Annotated in this window: 5 protein-coding genes; 1 reads left to right on the top strand and 4 read right to left on the bottom strand. The window is 66.9% G+C overall.

Features of this window, described 5'->3' with window-relative positions; all coding sequences use genetic code 11:
- From H7U20_RS05205 to H7U20_RS05190, 4 genes are all read right to left on the bottom strand, one after another.
- Positions 1-1,405 (bottom strand): NAD(P)/FAD-dependent oxidoreductase (locus tag H7U20_RS05205; RefSeq protein WP_199518550.1); only part of this gene is annotated, 1,405 nt, incomplete at its 3' end.
- A gap of 18 nt (positions 1,406-1,423) precedes the next feature.
- Positions 1,424-2,233: a TauD/TfdA family dioxygenase gene (locus H7U20_RS05200; protein ID WP_199518549.1), complete on the bottom strand. Its 810-nt coding sequence runs from the start codon at positions 2,231-2,233 to the stop codon at positions 1,424-1,426.
- A complete protein-coding gene (locus H7U20_RS05195) occupies positions 2,196-3,194 on the bottom strand; it encodes an isocyanide synthase family protein (protein WP_199518548.1) in 999 nt (332 codons plus the stop codon). Before H7U20_RS05195 ends, H7U20_RS05200 begins: the two co-directional genes overlap by 38 nt.
- A 430-nt stretch (positions 3,195-3,624) precedes the next feature.
- On the bottom strand, positions 3,625-4,779 hold the full coding sequence (locus H7U20_RS05190; RefSeq protein ID WP_199518547.1) for a cupin domain-containing protein: 1,155 nt from the start codon (positions 4,777-4,779) through the stop codon (positions 3,625-3,627).
- 137 nt (positions 4,780-4,916) lie between these two features.
- Here H7U20_RS05190 and H7U20_RS05185 point away from each other — a divergent pair, with 137 nt between their 5' ends.
- On the top strand, positions 4,917-7,232 hold the full coding sequence (locus H7U20_RS05185) for a DUF6351 family protein (RefSeq protein ID WP_199518546.1): 2,316 nt from the start codon (positions 4,917-4,919) through the stop codon (positions 7,230-7,232).
- The last annotated feature ends 117 nt before the right edge of the window (positions 7,233-7,349 follow it).

The raw sequence follows: 7,349 nt of genomic DNA, 5'->3' as shown, positions 1-7,349 counted from the left end.
GGTCGGCCGGCGCCTGCACCAGCGCGTCGTCGTCCGGCTCGGCGGCGCCGAGCCGGCGCAGCGTCTGCATATAGCCGCCGCCCTGGTCCAGGTCGGCCATTTTCTGCGAGCCGGAGGTGAGGATCTCCAGCAGGTCAGGGGTGATCGCCGTGTCGACCAGGGCGTTGAAGCTGAGCTCGCGAATGCCCAGGTCGCTGGTGCCGCTGCTGCGCTCCTTCCAGAACACGCTGTCCTGGTTGTTCTTGGCGATGGCGTAATACCACTGGTCGATCGACAGCGCGAAGCTGGCCGCCACCAGGTGCCACTGCTGGTCGTAGTCGAACCACAGCTCCTGCCGCTGCGCGGCGCTGAGGCCGTCGTTGAGCAGCGTCTCGCGGATCATCAGCGAGGCCGTCGCCGCCATGCCGCCGGCGAAGGTGACGCCGGACGAGAACAGCGGGTCGACGAAGTAGGCGGCGTCGCCGATGCCGATCCAGCGCTCGTCGAGGTTGCAGAACTGGTCGTTGATCATCGAGTAGTTGGAGGTGACGTTCATCTCGTCGCTGATCGGCACGACCGCGCCGATCAGCGGCGCCAGGTCGGTGATGCCGCGCAGCTGCTCCATGAAGACCTGCGGATCGCGCAGGTTGATGCCGCGCTCCTTGATCAGGGTCGGGTCGGTGACGATGCCGATCGAGACGGCGGAGACGCGCTTGCCGTCGACGATCTTCGGCACCGGGATATACCAGGCCCAACCGTGCTCGAAGGCGAAGCAGGCGATCGGCGACTGGTCCTTCTCGCGGAAGATGTTCCACTCGCCGGCCAGTTGCTGGGCCGGAATGAAGTTGGTGTAGTGGTTCCACACCGCCATGTTCTTGTAGTTCGACAGGAACTTGCGGCGCTGGCCGGTGATGATGTTGTTGCTGCGTCCCGAGGCGTCGACGAAGACGCGGCAGCTCAGCCGGCGGCCATCGTCGAGCTCGACCACGGCGTGCTCGGCCAGGTTCTCGAACCGCTTCACCTCGCTGCTCTCGATCACCTCGGTGCCCAGCGATTTGGCGTGTTCCAGCAGGGTCTGGTCGAACTCGGAACGGTTCAGGTGCACCGCCCAGCGGTGCACGCCGTCCTCCTGCCAGTTGACGTGGTCGAAATAGGCCACGCTGGGGCCTTTCTTGTCCCAGTCGTAGATGCCGCCGTATTTCTTGACCCAGTAGTCGGACGCCAACACCTTGGGCAGGGCGCCGCTTTCCTCCAGGATGGGAATGACCGGGTGGGCCATCGATTCGCCGATGTGCTCGCGCGGAAACTTCTCGCGCTCGACGATGGCCACCTTCAGCGCGGAATTCTTGCGCAGCAGGGCCGCCAGGGTGGCACCGGACGGACCGCCGCCCATGATGATGACATCGAAATCTGTGCTGTTCTGCATTGAGTTTCTCCTGTTTTTTTAGATCACGTGAACGCGCTGCAAGTGGCGCTTGACGTTGGCGCCCATCACGGTGCGCCCATGCAGCAGCGCATGGTTGTCGGTGAGCAGCAGGTCGCCGGCCCGCCACTGGTGCTGGTAGTAAAACGGCGCCGCGTACAGGCGCGGGATGAAGTCGTCGAGGAAGCGCCGCTGCTCATCCTCGGAATGGCCGAGCAGGCGCACCTCCAGCGGGTTGAGTTTGATGCTCTGCTCGTTGAGCGGCTCGGCGAAGCGTATCGTCGGCGCCCCGGTCAAGGGATGGACGTCGATCAGCCGCCGCTCGATCGCGCCGCCGTAGTGGGCCAGCTGATCGGTGCGGTAGGCCAGGGTCAGCTGGCGCCAGGCGTCCAGCTCGGCCGGCGCGGCCCGCTGCAGCAGGCCGACCGTGTCGCAAAACGTGGTCTGGCCGCCGTCGCCGTCGCTCTGCAGGCACTGGAACACCTGGAAGCGCGGCACCACCTCGGCGAAGGCGCCGTCCCAGTGGTAGGGCACGTTGCCTTCGGTGAACAGGTAGTTCTTCGGTTCGGCGTGGACGCGCAGGTCCAGCACCTCGCCGAAGTTCCAGCTCAGCAGCTTGCCCAGGCGCGCGCAGAACGCCGTCAGGCCCGCCTGGTCGAGCCGGTCGAAGCCGCGCAGCAACAGCAGGCGGTGCTCCAGCGTGGTCTCGGCCAGCCAGTCGGCGTCGAGCTGGAGCGCGTCCCGCCCGGCGCCGGCCTGGGCCAGCAGGCCGTAGGGCTCGATGGGGGCGGTCTCAAGCGGCGACGGTGGCGATCGCATCGTTTTGTTCATGCTGGTATCTCCTGAGCACGTAGTAGATGGGCTGGCCGTTCTCGTAGACCAGGTCGACCGGCATTTTCTCGATGTCCTCGCGGCTCATCAGGCGGTAGCTGTTGCCGTCGTCGAGCACCGCGCCGTGCCAGGGCGTGCGCCAGATGTCGTCGCACGCCATCAACGCCACGCCGATCTTGCGGCTGTGCGGATGCTGGGGGTGGATGGACAGGCGCAGGGCGGCCGGGAACAGGCCCTCGACCAGCCCGCTCCAGGCGTTGCTGTGGATGATGACCTGGTAGGCCAGCTCCTTGGCCTCCTCGCGCAGCTTGGTGTTGCTGCTGTCGGGACGGCGCGCCTTGAGGTCGGTGAACATGAAACGGTGGATGCCGTTGAACATGTGCTTGGCGTTGGCGTCGTGCTTCAACTCCTCCTTCAGCTCGTCGACGCTGCGGCCGTGCTCGGCGATCAACTGGCGGCGGATGGCGTCGAAGTCGCCCTGCTGGAAATGGTCCTCCAGGTTGAAGACGTCGATGTGCTGGCAATCGTTGGCGGCCAGCATCGCCTTGATGCGCCGGCCGTAGCGGCTGACGTCGTCGTCGCTGACGCCGACGCAATCGGTGAAGACGCGGCCGTCGGAACAGATGGTGATGCGCGCGCCGGGCGGGTAGACCTCGGCGATGCGCGCGCACAGCTGGTTCAGGTAGCGCAGGCTGAGGTGCTCGCCCAGGTCGGGCAGCGGGCCCAGCACCTTGGACAGGTTGGGCGACTTGGCGGGGAAGGCCGGCAGGATGAAGTGCAGCGGCTGGTTCTGCGCGATGAAGGCGGTGGCCTTGTCCAGGTGGGCGCAATAGCATTCAGCGCAGGGGGCGAGGGCGCACTGCGCGTGCCCTTCGCTCAGGCGCCGCTGCTCCAGGATGATCGCCAGGGTCTCGCGCACCAACAGCGCCGGGTCCGATATGTTTGGAAGCCTTTGGTTCATGTCCAATTTCCTTATGACTCGTGAAATCGTCGAAAACAGAGCGCTAGACCGGTGCCGGATCGGCTTGCTGAAACCGGCGCTACCCGCTCATCGATGCCAGGGGGCCCGTGGCCCAAGCTGACAGGCCATTATCGGAGTGCGGCCGGGCTCGCCACAACCGAGTGGCCAGATACATCCGGGCGGAAAGATTACTCGTTTAGATGCATAAACGGCAATCTTGCCCATTCCTCGGCAGGGCCGGGAGGGGGAAGTTGGTAGGGGAAGGTTGACAGGGCGAAGTCGGGAGGCGGAGGGGATGACAGAAATTGTCGGCGGGATGTTTTTTCGCGCGGCGCGCCGCTGCCGCCGTGCTTGTCGCCGTGCTTGTCGGCGGACCGTTGCCGGCCGGGAGGCGGGCGGCCAAGCGCGCCCCCGGCCGGGCGCCGCCGCCTCAATCGTCGAAGTACCAGTAGCCGCGATTGACCCACTGCGTCAGCGCCAGCACCAGCTCGTGCTGCTCCAGCCAAGCCGCCAGGACGGCGTGGCTCAACTCGTCGTTGTCGCACAAGGCCAGCACCGCGCCGCGACAGGCCGGGCCGAACGCGTAGCGCGTGCCGTCGATGTAGCAGACGCCGTCGGCCACCGTGCGGTCCAGATAGAAGCAGCGCAGGCCGCCGGTGCGGCGCAGCGCGCCGCCGTCCGCCCAGCAGGCCAGCAGCTCGGCCGGCGCGAAGGGCGGCTCCAGCGGCTGCAGGTCGAGTTGGCACTTGTTGCGCGACAACATGGCGCCGACCGCGTCGGCCACCACCACCTCGTCGTCGAGCATGGCCTGCATCTGCCCGCGCAGGCGGGCCAGGTCGCGCGCGTCGACGCGGCCCTGCTGCCGCTGCGCCGGCCGGCCCGGATCGCTCAGCAGCGCGTTGCCCAACTCCTTGTCGAGCAGATGGTCGGCCAGCGCGCTGAGCAGCTCGCTGGCCGACTTGCTGCGGAAGCCCACCGAGAAGCTCATCGACGCCTCCAGCGTGACGCCGTCGTGCGGGAAGCCGGGCGGGATGTAGAGGATGTCGCCGGGCAGCAGCTCGACGTCGATGATTGGCTCGAACGGCTCGCAGTGCAGCAGCGCGGCGTGGGCGGCGAACTCGCGGTGCGGCCCGCGCGCGCCGACGCGCCAGCGGCGCCGGCCCGAGCCCTGGCAAATGAACACGTCGTAGCGGTCGATGTGCGGGCCGACCCCGCCGCCCGGCGTGGCGTAGCTGATCATCACGTCGTCCAGGCGCCACTTGGGCAGGAAGGCGAAGGGCTTGACCAGTTCTGCCACCGCCGCCGACCAGTGGTTGGCGGCCTGGACGATGAGCGTCCAGTCGCGCTCGCCGAGCCGCTCATAGGCGTCGAAGGGGCCGTGCTCGGCCTGCCATTGGCCGTCGCGGCGGTAGACCAGGCGCGACTCGACCTGCTCCTCGCAGGCCAGGCCGGCCAGCTCGTCCGGGCTGATCGGGTCGGCGAAATGGGCGAAGCCGCGCCGGATGACCAGCGGCTGTTGCTGCCAGTGGCGGGACAGGAAATCGTCTATCGAGACGTTGGCGAGGGTGAGGGCGGGGCTGGACATGGGCGCATGGACGGTGGGGGAAAGGGCCATGTTTTACCATCGACAAAATGGCAAAGATATACGCTGGATCAAGGAAATGCGGAATGCGGGGGCGGCGAACTTAGCGGTTCGTCAATACGCACGGGAATGGTGTAATAATGGCAAGCACCTCCATCACCGCGAAGGACTTCATGATGCAAACCATCGGCAAGCGGCAGGCCCGTCTGGTATTCGGCATCGCCGTGGCAATCGCAACGGCCGGCTGCGCCGCCGCGCCGCCCCATCCGCCCCGGGTGACGCTCGGCGTGCTGTCCAGCGCGGCGGAGCTGGTCTCCGGCGGCGACGCCCGCATCGAAGTCGTGGCGCCGCCCGAGCTGCTCGACCACATCGCCTTCTGGCTGAACGGCAAGCCCGTTGCGCCGACGATGGTGCGGCATGGCGACCGCATGGAGGGCGTCGTCAGCGGTCTGCGGAACGGCGAAAACCAGCTGCAGGCGCGGCATACCCAGGGCGCGCGCGGCAGGGACGTGCTCGATACGCTCACGCTGAGCAACCATCCGCTCAGCGGGCCGCTGTTCACGGGAGCGCAACAACAACCCTTCATCTGCCGCTCGCAAGAGTCCGGCCTCGGCCAGCCGCTGGTGGACAACCAAGACGGCATCGGCCATCCGGTGTTCGATCCGGCCGGCGGACAACTGCTCGGCCACAGCCAATATTGCAACATCGCCAACCGGATCGGCTACTTCTATTTCAACGGCAGCGGCTTCAAGCCCTTCGACCCGGCCACCGGCTACGCCAACCCGCCGGCCGACCTGACGACCACCACGCTCAACGGCGCGGCGCTGCCCTTCGTGGTGCGCGTCGAGGCGGGCTCGATCAACCGTTTCCTGTACACCATCGCCATGCTGGCCCCCACGGCCGTGTTCGATCAGTCGGCCTGGAACCGCAAGCTGGTGTACTGGCTGCGCGGCGGCGTCGGCATCGGCCACCAGCAGGGCACCGCCATGTGGTTCAACAACGGCCTGAGCGGCTCCGAAGTGCAACTGATGCCGCGCATCCTGGCGCAGGGCTATGCCGTGCTCAGTTCGTCCGGCAATGAGGCCGGCGTGCAATACAACATGCGCCTGGCGGAAGAGACCGCCCTGATGACGAAGGAGCATTTCATCAAGGCCTACGGCAAGCCGCGCTATACGATAGGCCTGGGCGGTTCGGGCGGCGCGGTCCAGCAATACCTGTTCGCGCAGAACCGGCCGGGGCTGTTGGATGGCGGCGTTCCCGTGCAATCCTTCCCCGACATGGTGACGCAGACGACGCCGATCTCGGACTGTCCGCTGCTGGGACAGTATTTCCACGACGCGGTGGCGCTCGATCCGGCGTCGCCGTGGGCGACCTGGAGCAAGCAGCGCCTCATCGAAGGCATGAACGCCAGCGACAGCGTGCCCAACGCCATCTTCGGCAAGCTGGGCACGACGGAGTGCATCAACGGTTGGCGCATGGCGATCCTGACCGTGCTCAATCCGTGGTACAAGGACGGCCGCTACGCGCAGGCGGCGGCCCTGTATCGTTACCCGCCCGAGGCCTTCGCCAATGTGAAGTGGACGCACTGGAACGATCTGGCGAATATCTACGGCACGGACCGCCAGGGTTTCGCGCCCAACACGATCGACAACGTCGGCGTGCAGTACGGCTTGGGCGCGCTGGCGCAAGGGCAGATCGACGCCGACGAGTTCTTGCGCATCAACGCCTGCGTGGGCGGCTGGAAGGAGCAGGCCGACTTTGTCGCCTGGGACGAGAAGGGCGACCCTTTCGACGGCAGGAACATGCGGCGCGGCACGGCCTGCCGCGATCCCGCCGGCGTCCCGGCGCAACGGCGCGCCGCCGATGTGTCGGCGATCGCCAAGGCCTTCTCCTCGGGCCACGTGTTTACCGGCCGGCGGCTGGATATTCCGCTGATCGACCTGCGGCCCTACCTTGAGGCGGAGCTGAATATGCACAACGCCCGTCAATCCTTTTCGGCGCGGGCGCGCATGTTGGACGCCAACCCCGCGGCGGCCAGGAACCAGGTGATCTGGGTGATCGGATCGAACAACAACGCGCTGGCGGCGGTCATGCAGGCCCTGTCGGTGGTGGACCGCTACCTGGGCGACGCCGCCGCGCCGGCCGAATTCACCGATCAATGCATAGGCGCCGACGGCGCGACGATCGCTGCCGGAGCGGCGGTGTGGGACGGCATTCTGAACCAGAATCCGCCGGGCGCCTGCAGCAGCGCCTATCCGATTTTTTCCAGTCCGCGCATGGTCGCCGGCGAGTCCATCAAGGGCGACATCTTCAAGTGCGCGCTCAAGCCGGTGGCCAGCGCGCTGGCCGACGGCACGTATGCCGCCGGCACGCCGTTCAGCGCCGGGCAGAAGGCCTGGCTGCACAAAATCTTTCCGGACGGCGTGTGCGACTATGCCGCGGCGGGTTGGCGCTAGGCGGCGAGCCGGCTCAAAACTGAAATTGATTAGCGCTGATCTTCATCTTCGCCGAACTGTCCGGCCCGCCAATGGTCCAACCTGGTGTGGCACGACGCTGCGGATACCAACGGGGGC

It is taken from the genome of Rugamonas violacea, assembly GCF_016461825.1.
Classification (GTDB): Bacteria; Pseudomonadota; Gammaproteobacteria; order Burkholderiales; family Burkholderiaceae_D; genus Rugamonas.
Note: the sequence above shows the minus strand (reverse complement) of the source record. Positions and strands in the feature narration are given on the sequence as shown.

Excerpts from the sequence above, each read along its gene's own strand:
- H7U20_RS05200 (WP_199518549.1), bottom strand. The coding sequence starts at position 2,233 with ATGAACAAAACGATGCGATCGCCACCGTCGCCGCTTGAGACCGCCCCC.
- H7U20_RS05195 (WP_199518548.1), bottom strand. The coding sequence starts at position 3,194 with ATGAACCAAAGGCTTCCAAACATATCGGACCCGGCGCTGTTGGTGCGC.
- H7U20_RS05190 (WP_199518547.1), bottom strand. The coding sequence starts at position 4,779 with ATGTCCAGCCCCGCCCTCACCCTCGCCAACGTCTCGATAGACGATTTC.
- H7U20_RS05185 (WP_199518546.1), top strand. The coding sequence starts at position 4,917 with ATGGCAAGCACCTCCATCACCGCGAAGGACTTCATGATGCAAACCATC.